The sequence below is a fragment of the Nocardia sp. NPDC051030 genome (assembly GCF_040683015.1).
In the GTDB taxonomy this organism is placed as follows: Bacteria; Actinomycetota; Actinomycetes; order Mycobacteriales; family Mycobacteriaceae; genus Nocardia.
In genome coordinates this window covers 304,265-326,947 of record NZ_JBFBCD010000003.1, presented here as the reverse complement: position 1 = coordinate 326,947, position 22,683 = coordinate 304,265, and the positions used below count along the sequence as shown (strand labels likewise).

Annotated in this window: 22 protein-coding genes; 3 read left to right on the top strand and 19 right to left on the bottom strand. The window is 67.1% G+C overall.

The genetic code is table 11. From position 1 onward, the window contains the following. Positions 1–52 precede the first annotated feature (52 nt). From AB0N05_RS10625 to AB0N05_RS10615, 3 genes are all read right to left on the bottom strand, one after another. Positions 53–1,015, bottom strand: a complete 963-nt coding sequence (locus AB0N05_RS10625; protein WP_364690557.1) for an alpha/beta fold hydrolase — start codon at positions 1,013–1,015, stop codon at positions 53–55. A gap of 153 nt (positions 1,016–1,168) precedes the next feature. Next, positions 1,169–1,786 (bottom strand): PadR family transcriptional regulator, encoded by a 618-nt coding sequence (locus AB0N05_RS10620; RefSeq protein WP_364692275.1) that lies wholly within the window; start codon positions 1,784–1,786, stop codon positions 1,169–1,171. 224 nt (positions 1,787–2,010) lie between these two features. Next, a complete protein-coding gene (locus AB0N05_RS10615; protein ID WP_364690554.1) occupies positions 2,011–2,700 on the bottom strand; it encodes an HAD-IA family hydrolase in 690 nt (229 codons plus the stop codon). 86 nt (positions 2,701–2,786) lie between these two features. Between AB0N05_RS10615 and AB0N05_RS10610 the strand changes: the two genes are divergently transcribed. Further along, on the top strand, positions 2,787–3,596 hold the full coding sequence (locus AB0N05_RS10610; RefSeq protein ID WP_364690551.1) for an ATP-binding cassette domain-containing protein: 810 nt from the start codon (positions 2,787–2,789) through the stop codon (positions 3,594–3,596). Between the two features lie 4 nt (positions 3,597–3,600). Here the strand turns inward: AB0N05_RS10610 and AB0N05_RS10605 are convergent, their stop codons facing one another. Beyond that, positions 3,601–4,185 carry a TetR/AcrR family transcriptional regulator gene (locus AB0N05_RS10605; RefSeq protein ID WP_364690548.1) on the bottom strand — a complete coding sequence of 195 codons (585 nt, stop codon included), beginning with the start codon at positions 4,183–4,185 and terminating at the stop codon, positions 3,601–3,603. A gap of 78 nt (positions 4,186–4,263) precedes the next feature. On the opposite strand from AB0N05_RS10605, the gene AB0N05_RS10600 reads away from it, so the two are divergent. Beyond that, positions 4,264–5,109: an NAD(P)H-binding protein gene (locus tag AB0N05_RS10600; RefSeq protein WP_364690546.1), complete on the top strand. Its 846-nt coding sequence runs from the start codon at positions 4,264–4,266 to the stop codon at positions 5,107–5,109. Between the two features lie 76 nt (positions 5,110–5,185). Here AB0N05_RS10600 and AB0N05_RS10595 read toward each other — a convergent pair whose 3' ends face one another. The 8 genes from AB0N05_RS10595 to AB0N05_RS10560 all read right to left on the bottom strand — a co-directional run bounded on the left by AB0N05_RS10595 (position 5,186) and on the right by AB0N05_RS10560 (position 13,552). Beyond that, positions 5,186–7,417 (bottom strand): primosomal protein N', encoded by a 2,232-nt coding sequence (locus tag AB0N05_RS10595; protein ID WP_364692272.1) that lies wholly within the window; start codon positions 7,415–7,417, stop codon positions 5,186–5,188. A gap of 93 nt (positions 7,418–7,510) precedes the next feature. Then, a complete protein-coding gene (gene metK / locus AB0N05_RS10590) occupies positions 7,511–8,725 on the bottom strand; it encodes a methionine adenosyltransferase (RefSeq protein ID WP_364690543.1) in 1,215 nt (404 codons plus the stop codon). A gap of 192 nt (positions 8,726–8,917) precedes the next feature. Continuing rightward, on the bottom strand, positions 8,918–10,138 hold the full coding sequence (coaBC, locus tag AB0N05_RS10585; RefSeq protein ID WP_364690540.1) for a bifunctional phosphopantothenoylcysteine decarboxylase/phosphopantothenate--cysteine ligase CoaBC: 1,221 nt from the start codon (positions 10,136–10,138) through the stop codon (positions 8,918–8,920). Between the two features lie 79 nt (positions 10,139–10,217). Next, positions 10,218–10,493 (bottom strand): DNA-directed RNA polymerase subunit omega, encoded by a 276-nt coding sequence (gene rpoZ, locus AB0N05_RS10580; protein WP_364690537.1) that lies wholly within the window; start codon positions 10,491–10,493, stop codon positions 10,218–10,220. Positions 10,494–10,599: 106 nt separating this feature from the next. Then, positions 10,600–11,181 carry a guanylate kinase gene (gene gmk, locus AB0N05_RS10575; RefSeq protein WP_364690534.1) on the bottom strand — a complete coding sequence of 194 codons (582 nt, stop codon included), beginning with the start codon at positions 11,179–11,181 and terminating at the stop codon, positions 10,600–10,602. A 7-nt stretch (positions 11,182–11,188) separates the two neighbouring features. Further along, entirely contained in the window at positions 11,189–11,512 is a 324-nt protein-coding gene (gene mihF, locus AB0N05_RS10570) for an integration host factor, actinobacterial type (RefSeq protein WP_364690531.1), read from the bottom strand. Positions 11,513–12,156: 644 nt separating this feature from the next. Then, entirely contained in the window at positions 12,157–12,582 is a 426-nt protein-coding gene (locus AB0N05_RS10565) for a VOC family protein (protein WP_364690527.1), read from the bottom strand. A gap of 118 nt (positions 12,583–12,700) precedes the next feature. Then, a complete protein-coding gene (locus tag AB0N05_RS10560; protein ID WP_364690524.1) occupies positions 12,701–13,552 on the bottom strand; it encodes a patatin-like phospholipase family protein in 852 nt (283 codons plus the stop codon). Here AB0N05_RS10560 and AB0N05_RS10555 point away from each other — a divergent pair. Beyond that, positions 13,551–13,703 carry a hypothetical protein gene (locus AB0N05_RS10555; RefSeq protein WP_364690521.1) on the top strand — a complete coding sequence of 51 codons (153 nt, stop codon included), beginning with the start codon at positions 13,551–13,553 and terminating at the stop codon, positions 13,701–13,703. The two genes, AB0N05_RS10560 and AB0N05_RS10555, sit on opposite strands and share 2 nt — an antisense overlap. Position 13,704: 1 nt before the next feature. Here the strand turns inward: AB0N05_RS10555 and pyrF are convergent, their stop codons facing one another. Genes pyrF through pyrR form a run of 7 tightly spaced genes read right to left on the bottom strand, consistent with a single transcriptional unit; the run spans position 13,705 to position 22,410 of the window. Further along, positions 13,705–14,529, bottom strand: coding sequence for an orotidine-5'-phosphate decarboxylase (gene pyrF, locus AB0N05_RS10550; RefSeq protein WP_364690518.1), 825 nt, complete (start codon positions 14,527–14,529; stop codon positions 13,705–13,707). Positions 14,530–14,533: 4 nt separating this feature from the next. Then, entirely contained in the window at positions 14,534–17,842 is a 3,309-nt protein-coding gene (gene carB, locus AB0N05_RS10545; protein ID WP_364690515.1) for a carbamoyl-phosphate synthase large subunit, read from the bottom strand. Further along, positions 17,842–18,960 carry a glutamine-hydrolyzing carbamoyl-phosphate synthase small subunit gene (gene carA, locus AB0N05_RS10540; protein ID WP_364690512.1) on the bottom strand — a complete coding sequence of 373 codons (1,119 nt, stop codon included), beginning with the start codon at positions 18,958–18,960 and terminating at the stop codon, positions 17,842–17,844. The genes carB and carA overlap by 1 nt, the downstream gene beginning before the upstream one ends. Then, positions 18,957–19,457 carry a transporter gene (locus AB0N05_RS10535; protein WP_364690509.1) on the bottom strand — a complete coding sequence of 167 codons (501 nt, stop codon included), beginning with the start codon at positions 19,455–19,457 and terminating at the stop codon, positions 18,957–18,959. The genes carA and AB0N05_RS10535 overlap by 4 nt, the downstream gene beginning before the upstream one ends. Then, entirely contained in the window at positions 19,458–20,813 is a 1,356-nt protein-coding gene (locus tag AB0N05_RS10530; protein ID WP_364690506.1) for a dihydroorotase, read from the bottom strand. Further along, positions 20,810–21,775, bottom strand: coding sequence for an aspartate carbamoyltransferase catalytic subunit (locus AB0N05_RS10525; RefSeq protein WP_364690503.1), 966 nt, complete (start codon positions 21,773–21,775; stop codon positions 20,810–20,812). The genes AB0N05_RS10530 and AB0N05_RS10525 overlap by 4 nt, the downstream gene beginning before the upstream one ends. After that, positions 21,772–22,410: a bifunctional pyr operon transcriptional regulator/uracil phosphoribosyltransferase PyrR gene (gene pyrR, locus AB0N05_RS10520; protein WP_364690500.1), complete on the bottom strand. Its 639-nt coding sequence runs from the start codon at positions 22,408–22,410 to the stop codon at positions 21,772–21,774. Before pyrR ends, AB0N05_RS10525 begins: the two co-directional genes overlap by 4 nt. Positions 22,411–22,683 lie beyond the last annotated feature (273 nt).

The following is a 22,683-nucleotide window of genomic DNA, read 5'->3' as shown; positions in this document are numbered from 1 at the left end:
AAGGCGAGCGAATACGGTCGCCCCATTTTACGGATGCCCGCGACCACCCCGATCAGAAATGCGCAGCCTCGACTACCTCGGCGATTCCGGTGTACAGCGCGACGGGCACACAAGTGGGCGCGACGGCGTGGTCCGGATCGAGCAGATTGACCACCACCTGCTGCACGAACGGGTCATAAACCATGTGGAAATGCCCGGTCAGGTCATCGGCGCACAGATTCTGAAGAACCAGATTGGTCGCTCCCGCACCGCGCAGCGCGATGTTGTCATTGGGCTGGATCATTTCATCCACCTTGCTGCCGATTGTGGTGTATCGCACGCCCGGGACCGTGTCGCCGCCGGAATTCAGCTCGGTGATGAAGGGGGATCCGGCGGCCTGTTGGATGGCGGCGGTGGAGGAGGCGAGTTCGGCGAGTTTGAAGACTATGGGGGCCGCTTGGGCGACTGTGACCAGGCCGTACATGATGCCGCCGTAGCTGGGGGAGGCGATGCCTACCCATTGACCGACTTTCGAGGCGCCACCCAGTTTGTTGATGTAGTAGCGGGTGACGCTGGCGCCTTGGGAGAAGCCGACCATGTCGACCTGGGTGGCGCCGGTGGCGGCGAGGACCTGGTCCACGAAGCCGCCTATTTGGGCGGAGCTGGCCCAGACGTCCTCGGTGCCGTAGGTCTTGCCGCCCGCCTTGCCGCCGTAGTTCGGGGCGAAGACGCAGAATCCGGCCTGTACCAATTTGGGGCCGATGGCCGAATAGTCGGAGTAGGCCGAGGAATCGGTGCCGTGGGCCAGCACGATCGGGCGCGGATGCGCGGCGCTCGGCTTGCAGCCGAAGTCATTGGTGCCCTGCGGCGCGGCGTTCGGGTGGTCCTTGAGATATTTGGCCGCGGCCAGATGATCGCTCTGCGGCGGCCCGGATACCAGCGGCACGGCGGCCGGTGTGTAGCCGGGACTCGCTGCGGCGGAACCCGATTCGATCGTTCCCGCGGCCGTCGCCAGGACGACCGCGGTCAATGCCATTACCCCCGCCGGTGCGATGCGTCTGAACGCCCGTCGCACTCGGCCCCTCGTCTGTCCCACGTCACTATGTTTCGCGGGGCCCATCTGTGCCATCTCACAATGATCACCGGTGAGGAGCCGAATGTCCCAGCGCGGCGGGGTGTTTCGATGCCATTACTTTTCGGGTGTGTCGTCTTCGGCGAGGATCCGGTAGAGCGACCGGCGCGCCTCGGTGAGGACCTCCGCGGCCTTGCTCGCCTGCTCCGGCGAACCGACGGCGGCGACCTGTGCGACCGCACCCATCAGCTGACCGATCAGGCCACGCAGATCGAGCGCCTGATCGCCGACGCCATCCTTGACTTCCTGCCAGGGATCGCCGAGATCGGTCTTGTTCTCCTCGACGTACGCGGTACCGGTCTCGGTGAGCTTGGCGGTCTTGCGCCCCGACACCTTCTCGATAATGACCAGGCCCTCATCCTCGAGCTGTGCCAGCGCGGGGTAGATGGAGCCCGGGCTCGGCCGCCAGACGTCCTGGCTGCGCTCGCGGATCTGCTGGATCAGCTCGTAGCCGTGCATGGGCTTCTCCTGCAGCAGTAGCAGGATGGCCGCGCGGACATCGCCGCGCCGGCCCCGTCCGCCGCGACCGCGACCGCGGCCGAAGTGCGGGCCGCCGCCACCGAATCCACCGGGACCGAAGCCGCCCGGACCGAAGTCCGGACCGAAACCACGGCCGTGACCGTGGCGATGCGGGCCGTGCTCACGCGGGCCTTGCCCACGACCGCCACGGCGCATACGCGGATGTTCGGGGCCCTGCTGCTCTTCTGCGCGCAGCCGCCGCCAGGGTCCGCGACCCCGTTCTGTGTTGTCCATGTGTTCCATGGTGTGCCTCCTGAAGGCTTGTTGTAGATGTTTCGCAAAAGCTCTTCGTTGCTCTTACTGATATCGACGATATATCGGCAGTCTATCTACAACAAGGTGATGTGCGACACAAACCTATCGGTCTGGACTATTTGGTGCTAGCGACCGACCAGCCCGTGACCGGCCACCGCATCACGCAGCGCCCACGGACGATCTGCCGTCGGCAGCGGATCGACCAGGGCGAACCCGCAGCCGAGCACCGTCGCGCCGCCATCAGCCTCTTCGCTGTCACCGACCATGAGGGCATTGCCGGGCTCGACCCCGAGCTTGTCCAGCGCGGAACGGAAGATGCGCTCATCCGGCTTCATCGCGCCCACCTCGAAGGACAGCGTGAAGACATCGACATAGCGATCCCAGCCGCGGCTCACGAACGCCGGGCGGAAGTCGAAGGCGATATTGCTGACGATCGCCACCCGCACGCCGCGCTCGCTCAACGCGCGCAGGACGTCACCGGTGTCCGGGTAGGGCGTCCACGCCGTCGGCTCGAGCAGTCGCTCATACAACTGCCCGGCGGACGCGTCGGGCACGCCGGACTTCTCCAGCACCTGCATATACGCGGTGCGATGCAGGGCGGGGTCGAGATCCCTGTTCTCCCAAGCATATTGGCCCGCCTCATCGAATTCGACCCACTGCCCGACCGGGGCGGTCATCCGGCGCATGATCTCGGTGACCTCATGCTTGTCGAGGGGTCGTCCACTCGCATCGGTCAGCTCCGCCTCGCGGAATGCCGATTCCTCCAATCGGAACAAGGTGCCGGAGTAGTCGAAAAGAACCGCTTCGATCGCCATGCCGCCACCCTACCGAGTGTCTCCCCGCTGCTCTCCCGGATTACTCTCACTCCTCACCTTGTCTGAGGACTTGCTACGGTGGGGACATGACGGATTCCACGGTGCTCCGGGTCGATGCGGTCGATTTCGTCCGGGACGGAAACCCTATCCTGCAAGCGGTTTCACTCACCGTGCGCGCCGGTGAGCACTGGGCATTACTCGGCCCCAATGGGGCGGGCAAGACCACCCTGCTGCGCATGCTCGGCGCGTTGGAGCATCCCACCCGGGGCGGAGTCGAGGTGCTCGGTCACCGACTCGGCCACGTCGATATGCGCCAATTGCGCACCGCCATCGGCCATGTCGATCCCCGCCACCAGCCCAGTGATCCGATGACCGTGCACCAGGTCGTGCTCACCGGAATCACCAATACCGCGGCGTGGATTCCGCGCTGGTCCCCCACCGCCGCCCAGCTCGCCGAGGCCGATCGCCTGATCACCCTGCTCGGCCTGGCCCATCGCCGCGACGCCGCCTGGCCGATCCTGTCCCAAGGCCAGCGCGGCCGCACCCTCATCGCCCGCGCCCTCATGCCCAGCCCCCGCCTCCTGCTCCTGGACGAACCGGCCACCGGCCTGGATCTCGCTGGGCGAGAACAACTCCTGGAGAGCATCGACCTATTGCAGCGGACCCATACCGACCTCGCGTCCGTCCTGGTCACGCACCACTTGGAGGATCTGCCGCCCGGCACGACCCACGCCATGTTGCTCCGCGACGGCCGCACGGTCGCCGCCGGACCCGTCGACGAGGTGATCACCACCGACTACATCAGCGCGACCTTCGATCACCCGGTCCGCGTCGTGCGCGAGGACGGCCGCTGGAGCGTGCGCACCGCGCGACCCGCACACGCCCTCCAAGGCTGAATTCTCATACCAGGGAGTCGATCCAGCGTTCCAGGCGATGGCCTTCGGCCTCCATCATGGCCGGATCGCGAAATGTGTTGGCGAGCAGGGAAATCCCCTGATATGAGGCAAGCAGCGCGACGGCCAGCTCGCGCGCGTCCGCGCGACCCATGGCGGTGAACTGCGTCTCGATCCAATCCAGGAAGGCGCGCATCACTCCGGCGAGTTCCTGATCGAGGCCGTCCGCACGCTTGTCCAGCTCGGTGGCGAGAGTTCCCGCGGCGCAGCCGAATCGGGATGCCAGCTCACGTTGCTCGACCCAGCCCCGGACCAGCGCCTTGAGTCGCTCGGCCGGAGTACCGACCTGTTCCAGGGCGGCGATGATCTCTTGACCCGTGCGCTCATGCGCGCCGATCGCGGCCTGGACCAACTGATCCTTGGTCTTGAAGTAGTAGTAGACGTTTCCCACCGGAACATCCGCCGCGCGGGCGATATCGGCGATGGTCGTCTTCTCCACACCTTGCTCGTGGAAGACCTTCGCTGCCGCGTCGGCGAGCCGCTCCCGCTTGCCCGGCTTGGTCATACCGGCGCGGGCCACTGAGTTAGTCATACAACTAACTATAGACAACGCCCGGCCACGTGCCCTACTGTTCGTGTTAGTCAGCCAACTAACTCAGGAGTCGGACACATGATCGTGGTAACCGGAGCAACCGGAAACGTCGGCAGCACGCTGGTGCGCAGCCTCGCGGAAGCGGGCGAGAAGGTGGTCGCGGTGTCACGCGGCGAGAAGCCGGTGGATCTGCCGGCGGGCGTCGAGCACCGGCGGGCGGACATCGGCGACCTCGGTGAGCTGGCCGCGGCCGTCGCGGGAGCGGACAAGATGTTCCTACTCATCACCGGACCCCAGTTGGTATCCGGTCCAGCGCCCGAGCAGGTACTGGAAACCGTTGCGGCGGCAGGCGTTCGACGCTTGGTGTTCCTCTCCTCGCAGGGCGCGGTGACGCGGCCGGGCGGTGACGGCTACGCCCGCACGCTCGCCTTCGAAAAGGCCCTCGCCGCTTCGGATCTGGAGTGGACGGCGGTGCGCCCCGGCGGATTCGCCACCAATACCTTCGCGTGGATCGAGCCGGTGCGCACCCAGCGGACCGTCTTCGCGCCGTTCGGGGATATCGGCCTGCCGGTGGTGGATCCGGCCGATATCGCGGCGGTGGCGGCGGTCGCACTCCGAGAGGACGGGCACGACGGCCAGGTGTACACGGTGACCGGCCCGGAAGCCGTGACGCCCCGCCAGCAGGCCGAAGCGCTCGCGGCAGCGCTCGGCGAACCCCTGCCGTTCGTCGAGCTGACCCGGGAACAGGCGCGCGGCAATATGCTTCGCTTCATGCCGGAGTCGGTCGCCGACCACACCCTCGAGATTCTCGGTACGCCTACCGTGGCCGAGCAGGAGGTCAGCCCGGACGTGCAGCGCGTGCTGGGTCGCCCCGCGACCAGCTACGCCGAATGGGCACAGCGCAATATCCCCGCCTACCGCTGACGGGCCGCCCCCTCCCCCACCCGCGAGAAATCATCGTCCTTGCCGGACAGGATGATTCGCGGGTGTGGGGCTCGGCTCAGCCGATGTCGATCGGGTCGATCTGGACGCGCAAGGGCGCGTCGGATTTGTGAGTGCTGCGCACGGCCTGGGCGGCGGCCAGGGCGCGGGACAGGCCTGCGCCGTGAGCCCGGTCCACACGCAGAATCATGCGCTCGACCTCGGCCGGGGAATCTCCGCCGCTGAAGGGTTTACGGGCACCGGGTGGAAGCGGGACCGGGCCGAGCACCTCGACAATGTCGGGAAGCTTTGCCTCGATGAGCAATTCATTGATCGAGTCGGTGGTGCCGTCGATGGCGGCCAGTCGCACGGCGGGCGGGAAGCGCACCTCGGTGCGTTCGTCGAGCTCGGATTGCGCGTGCCCCACCGGATCCCAGCGCACCAATGCCTGCACCACCGGCAGTGCCGGGTCCGCCATGACAATCACCTGGCCCGAGGGCCGAACCAGGGCCGCAGCCGAAAGCCACCGGCGCAGTGCGTCTTCGGCGGCGCGCAGGTCGGCGCGGCCCAGCAGCGCCCAGCCGTCCAGCAGCAAGCCGACGGAATAGCCGCCCGGCACCCGCGGCTCGGCCCCGATGGTCGCGACTACCACCTGTGGCCCTTCGGGCACCGTGTCCAGGATCGAAGCGCCACCTGAACCCCGTACCGGCACACCGGGAAACGCGCGCCCCAACTCCTCCGCTGTCCGTTGCGCCCCGATTACCACGGCCCGCAACGCACGCGAACCACAAGCCCCGCAACGGAATGCGGCCTCGACAATCCCGCACCACCGGCAGGCCGGGCTGTGTGCGGTCTCCGTCCCCCGCGCACTGACCGAGCGGAACCCACCGGTCGAATCGGTCATCCGCGCACCGGAACTGTTCTCCGGCAATGCCAATGGGCCGTTGCAGTGCCGACAGCGCGCCGGGGTCCGGCATTTCGCACACGACAGCGCGGGAATGTAACCGCGCCTGGGCACCTGCACCAGCACCGACTCTCCCGCCGCGAGCGCTCGCCGCGCCGCCAGGAAGGCCAGCCCGGGAATCCGAACCGCCCGCGCGATGGGATCGCGCTCCATCGCGACCTCGTTATCGCCGGGCGCACTGATCCTCGGCATCGCTTCCCGCAGCACCGACCGCTCCGCCAAAAGGTCATGGGCCCACCCGGATTCGACTACGGCCTGCACCTCGGCCGTCCGCGCGAACCCAGCCGCCAGGAATCCCGCCCCGGTCTCATGCGCCCGCAACATGGCCACCTCCCGCGCATGCGGATAAGGCGACCGAGGCTCCGCATAAGTGTCATCCCCGTCATCCCACAGGGCAATCAACCCAAGATCATGCACCGGCACGAACACCGCACTACGAGTCCCGACCACAACCCGGGCAGTCCCCCGCAGCGCAGCCAGCCACCGCCGATACCGCGCCGAAGGCCCCAACCCCGCCGACAGCCCCACCGCCGACTCCCCCACCAACGCAACACATTCCGCCAGCACCCGATCCAAATCCCGCTGATCAGGCACCATCACAATCGCACTACGCCCACTTCGCACGACGGTCGCAGCCAACTCGGCCAACCGCCGTGCCCAATCCTCTCCCGGCAGCGCCTGCCAAGCAGCACGCGGGCTACGCCCCGCCTCAACCGCGGTCAGAAATGACACGCCGTGGGCATATCGTCCCCATCCGGGATACCGCTCCGAGATTGATTGCTCCGTGGGCAATTCCGGCTCCACCGCAGACGCCTCATCAGTGTCGGCCGTTATGTCCGCGGCCTCGCCCTCACTCGTCACAATGGGGTCATCCGAAGCAGCGGTCTCGTCGATGACGACCGTCGGCTCGGACAAGTTCGAATCGTCCTCCACGACATCCAAATCCACGACATCAGAAACCACGGCGGCAGCCTTGCCGCGCTTCTTGGTGCGGGGTGGCTTGGGTTCTTTGCCTTCGGCTTCGGTTCGGGCGTGGCGAGGCGGGATGGCGAGGCGGAGGACGTCGGCTCGGGTGCCGGAGTAGCGGGTGGCTACGGCCGTTATCAGGCGGAGGATTTCTGGGGTCAGGACCTGTTCGGGTGAGACGACGCGGTCCAGGCGGACGAGTTTGCCGGTGTGGTCGGTCTTTTCGAGGCGCTCGAGGAGGTAGCCGTCTATGAGGCGGCCGGAGAAGCGGACTCGGACTCGGACGCCGGGTTGGGCGATCTCGTCCATTTCCGGGGGGACGATGTAGTCGAAATCGCGGTCCAGGTGAGCTGGTTCGAGGAGGGGGAGTACCCGCGCTATGGGGAGGGCGGGGGTGCCGACGGCAGCGGGAGCGGGGACGGGCGTGAGTACGCCTTGGTCCACCGCTCCCGCTGGGATGCCGTTGTCGGCCAATTACAGACCGGCAGCCGCGCGGAGTTTGTCGGCGCGGTCGGTGCGCTCCCAGGGAAGGTCGACGTCGGTGCGGCCGAAGTGGCCGTACGCGGCGGTGGGGGCGTAGATCGGGCGGAGCAGGTCGAGGTCGCGGATGATCGCACCGGGGCGCAGGTCGAAGACCTCGCCGATGGCGGCGGAGATCTTCAGCGGGTCGATCTTCTCGGTGCCGAAGGTCTCGACGAACAGGCCGACGGGGGCGGCCTTGCCGATGGCGTAGGCGACCTGGACCTCGACGCGCTCGGACAGACCGGCGGCGACGACGTTCTTGGCGACCCAGCGCATGGCGTAGGCGGCCGAGCGGTCGACCTTCGACGGATCCTTGCCGGAGAAGGCACCGCCACCGTGACGGGCCATGCCGCCGTAGGTGTCGACAATGATCTTGCGACCGGTCAGACCGGCGTCACCCATCGGGCCACCGAGCACGAACTTGCCGGTCGGGTTGACCAGCAGGCGCACATCGGAGGTATCGAGGGGGTTGGGCAGGTTCAGCTCGGCCAGCACCGAGTCGACGACCTTCTCCCGAATGTCCGGGGTCAGCAAGTTGTCGAGGTCGATATCGGCGGCATGCTGGGTGGAGATGACCACGGTGTCGAGACGCACCGGACGGTCACCCTCGTATTCGATGGTGACCTGAGTCTTGCCATCGGGACGCAGGTACGGCAGCACGCCGGACTTGCGAACCTCGGTCAGGCGACGGGAAAGCTTGTGCGCCAGCGAGATCGGCAGCGGCATGAGCTCCGGGGTCTCGGTGGTGGCGTAGCCGAACATCAGGCCCTGGTCACCGGCGCCCTGGCGGGCGATCTCATCGTCCTCGCCGCCGACGCGGGCCTCGTGCGAGGTGTCCACGCCCTGCGCGATATCCGGCGACTGCGCGCCGATGGCGACATTCACGCCGCAGGACGCGCCGTCGAAACCCTTTGCCGAGGAGTCGTATCCGATCTCCAGGACCTTCTCGCGGACGATGGTCGGGATATCCGCGTAGGCGGTGGTGGTGACCTCACCGGCCACGTGCACCTGGCCGGTGGTCACCAGGGTCTCCACCGCGACACGGCTGCGGGGATCCGCGGCGAGCAACGCATCGAGGATGGAATCGCTGATGGCATCACAGATTTTGTCCGGGTGGCCTTCGGTCACGGACTCACTGGTGAATAGGCGGCTGCCAGACGTGCGCACAGTTGTTCCCTCTCCCTGAACGGGTTTCTCGTATCGGCCTGCGACAGTAACGGCTCGGCGCCACTGCACAACCCTTTGTCTCAGGTTATTCCAATATGTTCGTCACGGGGGCGAGCCCGCCACCATGTTGAACACATTGTGACTCAGACAGTTGCCGTCCGAACGGTCTGTCTGCCCTGCGGTGCTGAGGCCTCAGCGGAGCAAGGGACCGAGTGCGTCGAGCACCCGGCTTGCCAGCAATGCCTTGGACCCATGGTCCAGGGCGATCTCGGTGCCATCGGCGCCGAGCAGCCAGCCATCATTGTGGTCTACCTCGAAAGCCTTGCCTTCACCAACGGCGTTGACCACCAATAGGTCACAGCCCTTGCGCGCCAGCTTGGCTCGCGCGTGGGTGAGCACATCGGCGTGCTCGTCACCGGTCTCGGCGGCGAAGCCGACGATCGCGGTACCCGGCAGCTGTCCGTCGCGACGCGACTGCACCAGCCCGGCGAGAATATCCGGGGTCTTGGCCAGTTCGATCGAATCCGGTTCGCCCGCACCCTTTTTGATCTTCGCAGCCGCCACGCTCACCGGACGGAAATCCGCCACGGCGGCAGCCATGATCACCGCGTCCGAGCCGAGCGCGTGCTTGTCCACCGCGACCTTCAACTGCTCGGCGGTGGTCACATGCACGACCTCGACAGCGGCCGGAGGCTCCAGGCCGATGGTATTGCCCGCGATGAGCGTCACCTGCGCACCGCGCTGCGCGGCGAGTCGCGCAATGGCATAGCCCTGCTTACCGGAACTGCGATTGCCCAGGAACCGCACCGGATCCAGCGGTTCGCGAGTACCGCCCGCGGAGACGATGACCCGGCGACCCTCGAGATCGCGCGGCAGCGCATCGGGGCGTTCCAGCAGCAAAGTCGCGAGACCGAAGATCTCCGACGGCTCCGGCAACCGGCCCGAACCGGTGTCGGCACCCGTCAGGCGACCCGAGGCGGGCTCCATGACGGTCGCGCCGAACGCACGCAGCGCCGCCACGTTCGCGATGGTCGCGGGGTGCTCCCACATCTCGGTGTGCATCGCGGGCGCGAACAGCACCGGACATCGAGCGGTCAGAAGTGTGGCGGTGAGCAGATCATCGGCGCGGCCGGCAGCGGCACGAGCCATGAGATCCGCCGTCGCGGGGGCGATGACCACCAGATCGGCCTCCTGCCCCAGTCGCACATGCGGCACCTCGGGCACATCGGCGAAAACACCGGTGTGCACGGGATTGCCGGACAGCGCCTCGAAGGTGGCCTTGCCGACGAACTGCAGAGCAGCCTCGGTGGGAATGACGCGCACCTCGTGCCCGGTCTCGGTGAACCGGCGCACGAGGGCGCAACTCTTGTAGGCGGCGATACCGCCGCCGACACCGACGATGACCCGGGTCACCGCATGCCCCGGGTTGATTGTGTCGTCGTCACTACGCCTCCAGCGCCGTAGTAGAAATGCCTGGCTTTACCCGTGAGGCTTATTCGCCTTCGGTGTGTTCCAGCAGATCGGCGTGGATCTCACGCATGGCCACCGACAGCGGCTTCTCCTGCAGACCCGGCTCGACCAGCGGACCGACGTATTCGAGAATGCCGTCGCCCAGCTGGTTGTAGTAGTCGTTGATCTGACGGGCCCGCTTGGCCGCGTAGATCACCAGCGCGTACTTGGACGAGGTGCGCTCGAGCAGCTCATCGATCGGCGGGTTGGTGAGGCCGATCGGAGTGTCGTAAGTGGGAACGGTCTTGAGGTCACTCACTAGGGAGGCTCCTGCGGGGTTGTTCGGAAAAGGGGATTTACCTACCCGGCTCACTTCCCTGCGTCGAATCCAAGACGCTGAGCCGGGCTCACGACGAGCTGGGGGCTTATCGCGATTTTGTGCTAACGAACAACGATACCAACCGCTCGCAGGCGCTGGTCACCTCGTCGTTCACTATGACGATGTCGAACTCGTCACAGGCCGCCAATTCGGTCTTGGCGGTCAGCAGCCGGCGCTCGATCACCTCGGGCGATTCGGTGCCTCGTGAGGTGAGCCGGGAAACCAACTCTTCCCAGCTGGGCGGTGCCAGGAAGACCAGTTTGGCCTCCGGCATCGCCGTGCGGATGGAGCGCGCGCCCTCGAGGTCGACCTCGATCAACACCGAGTGACCGGCGGCGAGCGCTTCCCGCACAGGTGCGGCCGGTGTACCCGACCGCTGCAAACCACCGTGAATGTCGGCCCATTCGAGCAGTTCGTCCGCCTCGATCATGGCGTCGAACTCGGGCCGGGACACGAACCGGTAGTCGCGCCCGTCGACCTCCCCGGGCCGGGGAGCCCGGGTGGTGGCCGAAACACTGAAAACCAATTCGGGTAACCGCTCACGCACACAACGCACCACAGTGGACTTGCCGACGGCCGAGGGGCCGACCAGGACTACCAGCCGACCCTTCCGAGTGTGTTCGACCACCCTCGGATTATTCCGCGCTGAAGTCGAACCGGGCCAGCAGCGCCTTACGCTGCCGGTCGCCCAGTCCGCGCAGGCGGCGGGTGGGAGCGATTTCCAGCTCGCTCATGATCTCGGCAGCCTTGACCTTGCCAACCTTCGGCAGGGCCTCGAGAAGAGCCGAAACCTTCATCTTGCCCAGAACTTCGTCCTTCTCGGCATCGCTCAGGACCGTCTTCAGATCGGTGCCGCCACGCTTCAGGCGCTCCTTGAGCTCGGCCCGAATGCGCCGGGCAGCCGCCGCCTTCTCCAAAGCAGCGGCACGCTGCTCGTCAGTCAGCTGGGGAAGGGCCACGGTTCCTCCGTCTCATCGTTCATTGCATGATCTCCCGCCGGTAACCCAGCGGTCTCAGCGACCGTACCCACGCCGCTTGGCGATTGCGAACCCACCCCCCAGGTCAGCGCGTGATTCCGAGCACGACCGGGGCGGATGGGCATTGCCGCGGGCCACCGCGGACCGGTCCCGGCGACGCCCTCGGCGCGGTCGCGAATCCCCTTGCAACCAGGGCTTTTTCGACGCTCGAGCAGGTCACCGGACCATGTACCCGCACACCGGTTCGGACCGTGACCACACTGTGATCGCGCGACCTGGAACTTTCTTGAATTCCTCGGCGTGTCGCGCGTTTTCCGCACCGCGTGTCGCGCATCACAGGGGGCTCCGGCGTGAGGTTCGGCGAAATGCCCGATCCGCGTTCGCGCACGGCGAACAAGCACCTCACGAAGGCCCTACCCGACGAACACGGGCGGAAGCTCACTCCTGGATGCCGGGACCGATCCGGGGCGGCAGAGCGACACTGAGGGCGGCGAACGACCCACGTGGGAACAATCACGGTTCCGCAAGGTCGCCCCGGGCGGTGACGAGACCGACAGAGGCACGAATTATGCTGTTCCCGTGAGCAATTCGGATCGTGGGAGCGTCGCCGCCGACGCACGGGCCGATCAGTCGTACTGGCAGATCTCGATCAGGGTGCCCTCGGGGGCGCGCAGGTGCGCGACGCGCATGCCCCAGGCCTGCTGATCGACCGGCGCGGCCGTGAGCGGCACGCCGCGTTCCTCCAGCGTCCGGGCGGCGGCATCGACATCGGCCACGCGCAGGACGACCACGACCCCGTCCACGCCGTCCCGCGGGCGGTGCTCGGCGCCGACGGCCGCGTCCATGTACGCGCGGGTGAACAGCGCCAGATCGCTGCCGCCGATCGCGAAACAGGCGTACGGACCGTCCTCGGCCTCCGGCACATCGCCGGGGGCCTCCTGCTTCAGCGGCAGGCCCAGCACATCGCGATAGAAGCGATAACTCGCCGCGAAATCGTCCACCAGCACACGGGTTTGGCCATACGAGAGGACACCGAGACCGTCACCGGACATTGAAGATCCACCTTTCACCACGAATAGTCGCAGCGAATTCTAGTGAGAGGTGGCACACGGGTCCGGCCGCGAGCGGGATCTCACAGCAGGGGCCCCGAGCGGCCGGTTCAACGCATTGTCAGCGGGTCGGCCACACGTCCTTCAGGCGCGGGGCAGCCTCGGCGGCCTGGCGAACACCGGCCTCGTAGGCGGGGATGAGGGAGTCGGGGCTGAAGACGTCGAGACCGAAGGCGGCGATGGCCTCCGCGTCCGGGATGACGGAAATGGTTGCGGCACCGCCCAGTTCGGCGTCACGCCAGGTATGCGGGAACATGTGGGCCAGGGGCTCGATAATGACGATCAGGTCCGCACCGGCGGCCAAGTCGGCATTGATGGGCGAGCGCATACCGCCGTCGAAATACCAGCCGCCATCGATCGGAATGGGCGGGAAGATGCCCGGCACCGAGGTGCTGGAGGCCACGGCGGCGTGGAACGACACCTGGTCATCGCGAGTCCACGCGCGCAACTCCCCCGTGTTGACATCGACCGAGGTGATCACCAGTTCCCGTTCCGGCCATTCGGTCGATCCGATCAGATTGCCGATGCGGGTGACATGTTCGTCCGGTTGATCCACCACCGGGTTCTCCGTCACGTATACCCCGATCTGCCGTAGCGCCTCGATGGCGGGAACCCCGCGTGCCTGGCTCGCCAGGATCTTCATGACCTCGCCGAACTTCGCGTAGTCCACCTGAATCGGCTTGGCCACGCCCGCGGGCGGATTCACAATGCGCTCCAGATCCCCGTCCCCCGCGAGCACCGCGCCCACGACCGCACCGGCCGACGTGCCTACGATCCGCCCGGCCAGCGCCAGGTCGATCCCCAACTCCCGCAGCGTGATCGCCACGCCCGTCATCCACGACAGGCCGACCGGACCACCTCCCCCGAGAACGAGCGCGGGGCGAGAATCATTGGGCGGCAACGATGCAGACATGCCACCCACTGTATGGGCGAATCAGCTTCTCTGGGTGACGATTCTGGCACCCGCACCGGCCATGACGGTGCGGCCTCGGAGTCCCGACCTCGGCGATACGAGTAGCCCCGGCGGAGAATTCCGCCGGGGCTACTCGTCGCTCAGCCGCTGAATCAGCGCTGGAGGAAGGCGAATTCCTCGGTCAGCTGGGCGACACTGGCCTGCAGCGCCGACACCGAGGGGCCCGACTTCAAGACCTCGCGGGAGACGGCCGGGACTGCGGCGGCGAGGGCGCTTTCGGGGAGCAGCTTGCGGAGGGAGTCCGCGCCGCCGCCCTGAGCACCCACGCCCGGCATGAGGATCGGGCCGTTCAGGGCGCTGAGATCCGGGGCCTCGGTCAGGGTCGCGCCCACCACCACGCCGACGGAACCGAATTCGGCTCCAGCATTGGCGGCGGCCGCATCGTCGACCATGCGCTGGGCGATGGTGCGGCCGTCGGGGCCGGTGATGCGTTGCAGTTCGGCCCCTTCCGGGTTGGAGGTGGCGGAGAGCACGAAGACGCCGCGGTTGTTGGCCTTTGCCAGGTCCAGAGCCGGTGCCAGCGAACCGAACCCGAGGTACGGCGACACTGTCACCGCATCGGATCCGAGGGGGCCGTCACCGAGCCAGGCGTGCGCGTAGGCGTCCATGGTGGAGCCGATATCGCCGCGCTTGGCATCGGCGAGCACGAGGGTGCCCGCCTCGCGCAAGGCACCGATCGTCTCCTCCAGGACCATGATTCCGCCGGAACCGTAGGTTTCGAAGAACGCCACCTGGGGTTTGACCAGGGCCACTCGCCCGGCGAAGGCGTCGACGCAAGCGTCGGCGAAGACCTTCAGTCCGGCGATGTCCTCGGTCAGGCCCCAGGCCCGCAGCAGTGGCGGATGCGGGTCGATGCCCACGCACAGGGGGCCGTGCTCGCGCATCGCATTGCGCAGCCGCACACCGAATGTCGTCATCGGGTCAGCCTCGCAGGGTGGCGTGGAGTTCCTGCAGGGACCGCACGCCGATGCCGCCATTGATGGTGGCCTCGATGCCCTGTACGGCGGCCGCGGCACCCTGGACGGTGGTGATGCACGGGATGTTGGCACCGACTGCGGCGGTGCGGATCTCGTAGCCGTCCACGCGGGGGCCGTTATTGCCGTACGGGGTGTTGAACACGATGTCGACGTCGCCGTCCTTGATCATGTCCACGATGCTCGGCTGGTCGGCGGCCGCGCCGTCGGAGTGCTTGCGCACCTCCTCGCAGGGAATGCCATTGCGGCGCAGCATTTCCGCGGTGCCCTCGGTGGCGAGGATGCGGAAGCCCAAGTCGTGCAGGCGCTTCACCGGGAAGACCATGGCGCGCTTGTCGCGGTTGGCGATCGAGACGAAGGCCGAACCCTCGGTCGGGAGCGAACCGTAGGCGCCCGCTTGGCTCTTGGCGAAGGCGGTGCCGAAGTCGGCGTCGATGCCCATGACCTCACCGGTGGACTTCATTTCCGGGGAGAGCAGGGAGTCGATGCCGCTGCCGTCGGGGCGCTTGAAGCGGGTGAACGGCAGGACCGCTTCCTTGACCGCGACCGGAGCGTCGACCGGCACGTGGCCGCCGTCGCCCTCGGCCGGGAGCAGGCCCTCCTTGCGGAGTTCGGCGATGGTCGCGCCCATGGCGATGCGGGCCGCCGCCTTGGCGAGCGGGACCGCGGTGGCCTTGGAGACGAACGGCACGGTGCGGCTGGCGCGCGGGTTGGCCTCGAGGACGTAGAGCACATCGTCCTTGAGCGCGTACTGCACGTTCAGCAGGCCCTTGACGCCGATGCCCTTGGCGAGCGCGACGGTGGAGCGGCGCACGGCCTCGATATCGCTGCGGCCCAGGGTGATCGGGGGCAGGGCGCACGCCGAGTCACCGGAGTGGATGCCGGCTTCCTCGATGTGCTCCATGACGCCGCCCAGGTAGACCTCGTCGCCGTCGCACAGGGCGTCGACGTCGATTTCGATGGCGTCCTCCAGGAACCGGTCGATGAGCACCGGGCGGTTCGGGGAGATATCGGTGGCGCGGGAGATGTAGCCCTCGAGGGTGGCCTCGTCGTAGACGATCTCCATGCCGCGACCGCCGAGCACGTAGGACGGACGCACCAGGACCGGGTAACCGATCTCGTTGGCGATCTTCTTCGCCTGCGGGAAAGTGGTGGCGGTGCCGTACTTGGGAGCCGGAAGGCCCGCTGCCACAAGGACATCGCCGAATTCGGCGCGGTCCTCGGCCAGGTCGATGGCGGCGGCGGAGGTGCCGACCACGGGGACACCCGCATCGGTCAGCTTCTGCGCGAGGCCCAGCGGGGTCTGGCCGCCGAGCTGGCAGATGACGCCCGCGACGGTGCCGGATTCGGTTTCCGCGTGGTAGACCTCGAGGACGTCCTCGAAGGTCAGCGGCTCGAAGTAGAGGCGATCGGCGGTGTCGTAGTCGGTGGAGACGGTCTCCGGGTTGCAGTTGACCATGATGGTCTCGTACCCGGCCTGCGACAGGGTCATCGCGGCGTGGACGCACGAGTAGTCGAACTCGATGCCCTGGCCGATGCGGTTCGGACCCGAACCCAGAATGATGACCTTCTCGCGCTCACGCTGCGGCGCGACCTCGGACTCCGCGGCGGGATCCAGCTCGTAGGCCGAGTAGTGGTACGGGGTCTTGGCCTCGAACTCGGCGGCACAGGTGTCGACGGTCTTGAACACCGGGCGGACGCCGAGACGGTGGCGCAGGGTCCGCACGCCGTCCTCGCCCGCGAGTTCCGGTCGCAGCGCGGCGATCTGGCGATCGGAGAGGCCGTAATGCTTGGCGGTGCGCAGCATGGGCTCGTCGAGCACGGGGGCGTCGAGGATCTCCTGACGCAGCTCGACCAGGGCGGCGACCTCGGCCACGAACCACGGGTCGATGCCCGAGGCCTTGGCGACGTCTTCCACGCTCGCGCCCAGGCGCAGCGCGCGCTCCACCTGGTAAATGCGGCCTTCGACGGGAGTGCGCAGATCCTCGAGGATGGCCTCGACATCGGTCCACTCACCATCGGGCAGGGTCCAGAAGCTGGCGGCCTTCGTCTCCAGCGAACGCAGCACCTTGCCGAGCGCCTCGGAGAAGTTGCGGCCCATGGACATTGCCTCGCCGACCGACTTCATGGTGGTAGTCAGTGTCGGGTCGGCACCCGGGAACTTCTCGAACGCGAACCGCGGGGCCTTGACGACCACATAGTCCAGGGTCGGCTCGAAGCAGGCCGGGGTCTCGCCGGTGATGTCATTGACGATCTCGTCGAGCGTGTAGCCGATGGCCAGCTTGGCGGCGATCTTGGCAATCGGGAAACCCGTTGCCTTGGAAGCCAATGCGGAGGACCGCGAGACGCGCGGGTTCATCTCGATGACGATGAGGCGGCCGTCGGCCGGGTCCACCGCGAACTGGATATTGCAGCCGCCGGTGTCGACGCCGACCTCGCGCAGGACGTCGATGCCGAGATCGCGCATCTTCTGGTATTCGCGGTCGGTGAGGGTCATGGCCGGGGCGACGGTGACCGAGTCACCGGTGTGCACGCCCATCGGGTCCACATTCTCGATCGAGCAGACGATGACGACATTGTCCTTGCCGTCGCGCATGAGCTCGAGCTCGAATTCCTTCCAGCCCAGGATGGATTCCTCGATGAGCACGTTCGCGGTCGGCGAGGCGGCCAGGCCGCCACCGGCGATGCGATCGAGATCCTCGTGGTTGTAGGCCATGCCGGAGCCCAGGCCGCCCATGGTGAAGGACGGGCGCACGACGACCGGGAAGCCAAGCTCCGCAACGGTTTCGCGCACCTCGGCCATGGTGTAACAGACCTTGGAGCGAGCGGATTCGCCGCCGACCTTGGCGACGATGTCCTTGAACTTCTGGCGATCCTCACCGCGCTGAATGGCCTCGAAGTCCGCGCCGATCAGCTCGACGTTGTACTTCTCCAGAATGCCGTGTTCATGCAGGGCGACAGCGCAATTGAGTGCGGTCTGGCCGCCCAGGGTCGCGAGAATCGCGTCGGGGCGTTCCTTGGCGATGACCTTCTCGACGAACTCCCAGGTGATCGGCTCGACATAGGTCGAGTCGGCGAACTCCGGGTCGGTCATGATGGTGGCCGGGTTCGAGTTCACCAGCGAGACCCGCAGGCCCTCGGACCGGAGCACCCGGCACGCCTGGGTGCCGGAGTAGTCGAACTCGCAGGCCTGGCCGATGACGATCGGGCCCGAGCCGATCACCAGGATGTGGTTGAGGTCGGTACGGCGTGGCATCAGGCACCTTCCATCAGCGTGGCGAAGCGATCGAACAGGTAGGCGGCGTCGTGGGGTCCGGCCGCGGCCTCGGGGTGGTACTGCACGGAGAAGGCGCGGCCGCTCACCAGCTGAACACCTTCGACGACACCGTCATTGGCGCAGATATGGGAAACTTCGGCCTTGCCGAACGGGGTGTCGAAGACCTCGCCGCGCTCGCCCTCGAGGGCGAAGCCGTGGTTCTGCGCGGTGATCGAGATGCGCCCGGTGTGATGCTCGATGACCGGGACATTGATGCCGCGGTGGCCGAACTTCATCTTGTAGGTATTGCGGCCCAGCGCCCGGCCCAGGATCTGGTTGCCGAAGCAGATGCCGAACAGCGGCAGGTTCTCCTGCAGGATGCCCTGGGTCAGCGCGACCTGGGCGTCCGCGGTAGCCGGGTCACCCGGGCCATTGGAGAGGAACACACCGTTGGGGTTGAGTTCCTTGATCTGGTCGAGCGTGACATTCGACGGCACCACGTGCACCCGCATGCCGCGCTGGGCGAACATGCGCGGGGTATTGGACTTGATGCCGAGATCGACTGCGACGACCGTGAATCGGGCCTCGCCTTCGGGCTCGATGGTGTACATCTCGTCGGTCGAGACCTCACCGGCCAGGTCCGCGCCCAGCATGGAGGGCTGACCGGTGACGCGAGCCAGGAGCTCCTCGTAGTCGGCCAGTTCCGCGCCGGAGAAGATGCCCGCCTTCATGGAACCGCGGGTGCGCAGGTGCCGCACCAGCGCGCGGGTGTCGATGCCCGCGATGCCGACGATGTTCTGGTTCTCCAGCTCGGCCTGCAGGGTGCGGTTCGAGCGCCAGTTGGAGGCGCGGCGCGAGGGGTCGCGCACGGCGTATCCGGCGACCCAGATCTTCGAGGACTCGTCGTCCTCGTCGTTCCAGCCGGTATTGCCGATCTGCGGGGCCGTGGCCACCACGATCTGACGGTCGTAGCTGGGGTCGGTGAGGGTCTCCTGGTAACCCGTCATCGCGGTGCAGAACACCGCCTCACCCAAAGTCTGTCCGGTGGCGCCGAAGGTCGATCCGCGGAATACGCGGCCGTCCTCGAGCACCATCACTGCGGTATTGCCGCTGCTCATGCCTCGTCTCCCGTCATTATCGAGCCGGTCCATGCCGGATAAATCGTCTTGTCGTCACCGCGGAAACCGGTATCCACCTCGGTTCCGGTCGGCAGCGTCCAGCGAATTACCAGCACACCGTCTTCCGTCATTACTTTGCCCGCATGCCCACGCTCGGTGCGCACCGCGGTAATGGATTCCTGGGGAATCCAGATGGTCCCCGCGCCATCCCTTTCGAGGAGGATGCCGCGTTCGAACCGAGTCAGCTCCGCGGTGGCCCGGAAACCCAGGTCGCCCACCGTGATCCGCTGAATCCAGCTCGGTGCGAGGGTGCTGCCCAGGTAGAGGCCCGTGGTGGGCTCCAGCAGTTGCGCCCCGCAGTCCGGGGGCACCCCCGGCAGGTCACCGATCGATGCCGCCTGCTTGCGCGCCCGGCCGGTCCAGGCTCGGTACATGCCCCACAGGCAGAGCATGAACAGCGCAAGCAGCAGGATCACTTGCAGTACTCGCTCCGACATTTACGGTCCTCCTCGGTTCCCCACCCGCCGGTCGCCACCGGCGAAGACCTCATCGGCACCGCGTGCGGCGCTGACCACGCCGTTCCGCACGGTGGCCCGGCCGCGCAGGAAAGTATTGGTCACCTTCGCGGGCAGGGTCATCGACTGGAACGGGGTGTTCTGGGCGATCGAGGCGAGTTCCTTTGCCTCCACCGTCCATTCGGTATCCGGGTCGATCAGCACCAGGTTCGCCGGTTCGCCGACCGCGATCGGACGGCCCTGATCGTCCAGGCCCACAATGCGTGCGGGGTTCTCGCTCATCACCCGCGCGACGCCGCGCCAGTCCAGCAGACCGGGGCGGACCATGGTTTCCACGATGATCGACAGCGCCGTCTCCAGGCCCAGCATGCCGGGACGGGCGGCGGCGAACTCGCAGCACTTGTCCTGTTCGGCGTGCGGGGCGTGATCGGTGGCGACACAGTCGATGACGCCCTCGGCCAGTGCCTGGCGCAGGGCGGCCACATCAGAGGATTCGCGCAGCGGCGGATTCACCCGGTTCACCGCGTCGTAGGTCTCCAGGCGCGAGTCGTCCAGGAGCAGGTGATGCGGGGTGACCTCGGCGGTGATCGAAATGCCCTGGCTCTTGGCCCATTTCAGCAGCTCGACGGTGCCGGAGGTGGAGGCGTGGCAAATGTGCACGCGCGCACCGGCATCGCGGGCCAGCAGCGCGTCGCGGGCCACGATGGACTCCTCGGCGGCGCGGGGCCATCCGGCCAGGCCCAGGCGGGAAGCGGTCGGGCCCTCGTGCGCCACAGCGTCCTTGGTGAGGCGCGGCTCCTCCGCATGCTGGGCGATGAGCACGCCGAGGGAGTTGGAGTACTCCAGGGCGCGGCGCATGATCAGCGGGTCGTAGACGCAGTGGCCGTCGTCGGAGAACATGCGCACATTGCCGACACCCGCTGCCATGGTGCCCATTTCGGCGAGCTGCTTGCCCTCGAGGCCGACGGTGACCGCACCCACCGGGTGCACGTCGACCAGGCCGACCTCCTGGCCGCGCCGCCACACGTGGTCGGTGATGACCGCGGAGTCGGCGACCGGGCTGGTGTTGGCCATGGCGAAGACGGCCGTGAAGCCTCCGAGAGCCGCTGCGGCGGAACCGGTTTCAATGGTCTCGGTGTCCTCGCGACCGGGCTCACGCAAGTGCGTGTGCAGGTCGATGAAGCCCGGCAGCAGGATTTGTCCGGCGGCGTCGACGATTTCGGCGTCATCGGCCTTCAGCCCCGCACCGATCTCGCGGATCTCGCCATCGGCGATCAGCACGTCGACGGGTTCGCCTTCGCCGTAGATACGGGCGTTCTTGATCAGGACGTTGTTCATGCCACCACCTCGTCGGTTCCGACCAGCAGGCGGAAGAGCACCGCCATGCGCATATGGACTCCGTTGTTGACCTGTTGCAGCACAGCCGCTTTCGGGGAATCGGCGACGGCGGAGGCGATCTCCATACCGCGCAGCATCGGCCCGGGGTGCAGTACCACCGCATGCTCGTCGAGCATGCCCAGGCGGCGTTCACTCAGGCCGTAGTTGATCGAATACTCGCGCGCCGACGGGAAGAAGCCGCCGTTCATGCGCTCGGCCTGCACGCGCAGCATCATGACCGCGTCCGCGCCCGGGAGTTCCGCGTCCAGGGAGTGCGAGACCCGCACCGGCCACGCCTCGACGCCGACCGGAAGCAGCGTACGCGGCGCGACCAGGACCACCTCGGCGCCAAGGGTGCTGAGCAGGAACGCATTCGAGCGCGCGACCCGGCTGTGCAGAATGTCGCCGACCAACACGACGCGCTTGCCCTCGAGATCGCCGAGGCGCTGACGCAGGGTCAGCGCATCGAGCAGGGCCTGGGTCGGATGCTCGTGCGTGCCGTCACCGGCATTGATGATGGCCGGACCGGGACCGGTGTAACCGCCCTCGGCCTCGTTCATCTGCGCGAACCAGCGCGCGATCTGATGCGCCGCACCGGAGGCCGGATGCCGCACGATGAGCGCGTCCGCGCCCGCCGCGTGCAGGGTCAGGGCGGTGTCGCGCAGCGATTCACCCTTGGAGACAGAGGAACTCGACGCGCTGACATTGATGACGTCGGCGCTCATCCACTTACCGGCCACCTCGAAGGAGACGCGGGTGCGGGTGGAGTTCTCGAAGAACACGGTCATGACCGTGCGCCCGCGCAGTGTCGGCAGCTTCTTGACCTCGCGGCCGAGCAGTGCCTGCTCGAACCGTTCGGCCTCGTCCAGCAAACCGGTGGCGGCGGCGCGGTCCAGGTCGGTGACCGACAGCAGATGCTTCATTCGTTGCCACCTTCCTGACGCAGGTACACACCGTCGCGGCCGTCGTGCTCGCGCAGCAGCACCGAGATGTCCTCGGTGCGCGAGGTGGGCACGTTCTTGCCGACGTAATCGGCGCGAATGGGGAGTTCGCGATGACCGCGATCGATGAGCACCGCCAGTTGCACCGCGCGGGGGCGGCCCAGGTCGCGCAGCCCGTCCAGCGCGGAGCGCACGGTGCGACCGGAGAAGAGCACGTCGTCGACGAGCACCACCAGCGCGTCCTCGATGCCGCCCTCGGGGACCGAGGTGCGTTCCAGGGGGCGATGCGGACGCGAGCGCAGGTCGTCGCGGTAGAGGGTGATGTCGAGCGAGCCGACCGCGGGACGCACACCGGAGAATTCTTCGATCCGGGTGGCCAGCCTGGCGGCGATAGTGGTTCCGCGCGTGGGGATTCCGATCAGGACGACGCGGGCATCCGCAGGGTCGTTCGAATCCAGGGCGGTCTTTTCGATGATCTGATGCGCCATGCGGGCGATGGTCCGGCCGACGTCCGAATCAGAGAGCAGCTCGCGTCCGGCCTGGATCCGCTCGGGATCGTGCCGCTGCGAGTATTCGCCAGCGCTCGACTTGGCGGCCCGGTCTTCGGGCACAACCATGCCGACCTCCTTCCCCGCCTCACAGGACGGTCCGTTAAAGGATGTCTTTTCAGCGAGGGAGCCTATCAGCGATGGCGGATGCGGCCGTCACCGCACCCCTGCGGCAACCGGCGCCGCGCAGGCTGTTTCGACGGCCGCTCTCGCAGCGTGATCGAGAACCTCGCTTTTCGGGAGGATCGCCCCGCTCGAGCCCGGCACCTGCACATTCACAATAACGAATCACTCGAACCGGGCATGGTTATCAGCTATTGCATGGCTATGATTCGGACCGAT